Genomic DNA, 2,165 nt, shown 5'->3' on the forward strand with positions numbered 1-2,165 from the left:
TATTTGAATTTTAAAGGAGGAATTTGCAATGTCAAAAGCAAAATTTGAAAGAAGCAAACCACACGTTAATATTGGAACAATCGGTCACGTAGACCACGGTAAAACAACTTTAACAGCAGCTATAACAACAGTTTTAGCACAAGCTGGTGGAGCAGAAGCGTTCAAATACGATGAAATAGATAAAGCTCCAGAAGAAAAAGAAAGAGGAATCACAATCAACACATCACATGTTGAGTATGAAACACCTAACAGACACTACGCACACGTTGACTGTCCAGGACATGCTGACTACGTTAAAAACATGATTACTGGAGCAGCTCAAATGGACGGAGCTATATTAGTTTGTTCAGCAGCTGATGGTCCAATGCCACAAACAAGAGAGCATATCTTATTATCATCAAGAGTTGGAGTTGACCACATCGTAGTATTCTTAAACAAAGCAGATATGGTTGACGATGAAGAATTATTAGAATTAGTTGAAATGGAAGTTAGAGAATTATTAAGCGAGTATAACTTCCCAGGAGATGATATTCCAGTAATCAAAGGATCAGCTTTAGTAGCATTAGAAAACCCAACTGACGAAGCTGCAACAGCTTGTATCAGAGAATTAATGGATGCTGTAGATAGCTACATCCCAACACCAGAAAGAGCAACAGATAAACCATTCTTAATGCCAGTAGAGGACGTATTCACAATCACTGGTAGAGGAACAGTTGCAACAGGAAGAGTTGAAAGAGGAATTCTACACGTTGGAGACGAAGTAGAGATAATCGGATTAACTGAAGAGAGAAGAAAAACTGTTGTTACAGGAATCGAAATGTTCAGAAAGTTATTAGATGAAGCACAAGCTGGAGATAACATAGGAGCATTATTAAGAGGGATCCAAAGAACTGACATCGAAAGAGGTCAAGTTTTAGCTCAAACTGGAACAATAAACCCACACAAAAAATTCGTAGGTCAAGTATACGTACTTAAAAAAGAAGAAGGTGGAAGACATACTCCATTCTTCGATGGATACAGACCACAATTCTACTTCAGAACAACAGACGTTACAGGATCAATCAAATTACCAGATGGAATGGAAATGGTTATGCCTGGAGACCACATCGATATGGAAGTTGAATTAATCACAGAAATCGCTATGGATGAAGGATTAAGATTCGCTATCAGAGAAGGTGGAAGAACTGTAGGTTCAGGAGTTGTTACTTCAATAATCGAGTAATTCTAACTTTTATAAAATTTATACTTAAATTTTAGTACCGTTGAACACGGGAATAATGCTAAATAGATTTGAATAATAGCTTAGCGCAAAAGTATATTATGAATTTCTATTTAAGAAAAATTTCTGAAGCATAGACGTATGAATCAGAAAGCTCTTAAAATAAAATACAAAATTAAAGCGCATTGATTTTGGGTTTTACAAAAAAGAGAGTTCAAGTCAAAAGGCCTGTGAGAAGAGAGAGAGGATTTTCCTCTCTCTTTTTTGTAATGAAACCCACTTGCTATGTGAATAGTCTTTATGGAAGTAAAACTTTTCACAAATAGTTATGACTTTAATAATTAAAATATATTCTATATAAGGATTAAGAAATATATGTAGTAATTTAAGAGTGTATTTTATGGAAAAAATTAGGATTTATACAATTTATGTAATTTTAAAATCCGGTTTATCAATAGTATATATTATATGCTTAGTTAAAAGTTTCAAACAATATAATTTGTAAGTTAGATTATTACTTATATAATATAAATAGAAATTAATGCTTAATTGTAAAATGAAATTGAACTAAATAAAAAATCCATGGTTGATTAACCTGTGTTATGATTTAATCGCAACAACAAAATACAACACACGGAGGATAATCACAATGGACTATCAAAATCATAAGATAGAGTAAAGAAAAAATAAACACTTAAATATGAAAGAGCATATGATAGTTGAAATACGTCTTAAAGATGGCTTTTCTGCTTACAAAATAGCAAAAGAACTAAATAGACCTAATAAATACCGTTTTAAACGAAACATGCCGTGGTACTACTAAGCAAATTAAGCAAGGTAAGGAATTTAAAGTGTACTTTGTTGCTGATACTGGAGAAGCTATTTATAAAAAGAATCGCTTAAAATCCAGTCGTAAATACAAACTATTAGAATGTAGTGATTTTAT

The 2,165-nt window shown here is 32.8% G+C and carries 1 protein-coding gene and 1 pseudogene; both read left to right on the forward strand.

What is annotated here, in order from left to right:
- The first annotated feature begins 28 nt into the window (after nt 1-28).
- Nucleotides 29-1,222 carry an elongation factor Tu gene (gene tuf / locus Q1J60_RS12080; RefSeq protein ID WP_300375916.1) on the forward strand — a complete coding sequence of 398 codons (1,194 nt, stop codon included), beginning with the start codon at nt 29-31 and terminating at the stop codon, nt 1,220-1,222.
- Nucleotides 1,223-1,919: 697 nt separating this feature from the next.
- Nucleotides 1,920-2,165 (forward strand): annotated as a pseudogene (locus Q1J60_RS12085) (IS30 family transposase); the annotation flags it as partial.

The organism is Clostridium sp. (assembly GCF_029258205.1).
Classification (GTDB): domain Bacteria; phylum Bacillota; class Clostridia; order Clostridiales; family Clostridiaceae; genus Sarcina.

Excerpts from the sequence above, each read along its gene's own strand:
- tuf (WP_300375916.1), top strand. The coding sequence starts at position 29 with ATGTCAAAAGCAAAATTTGAAAGAAGCAAACCACACGTTAATATTGGA.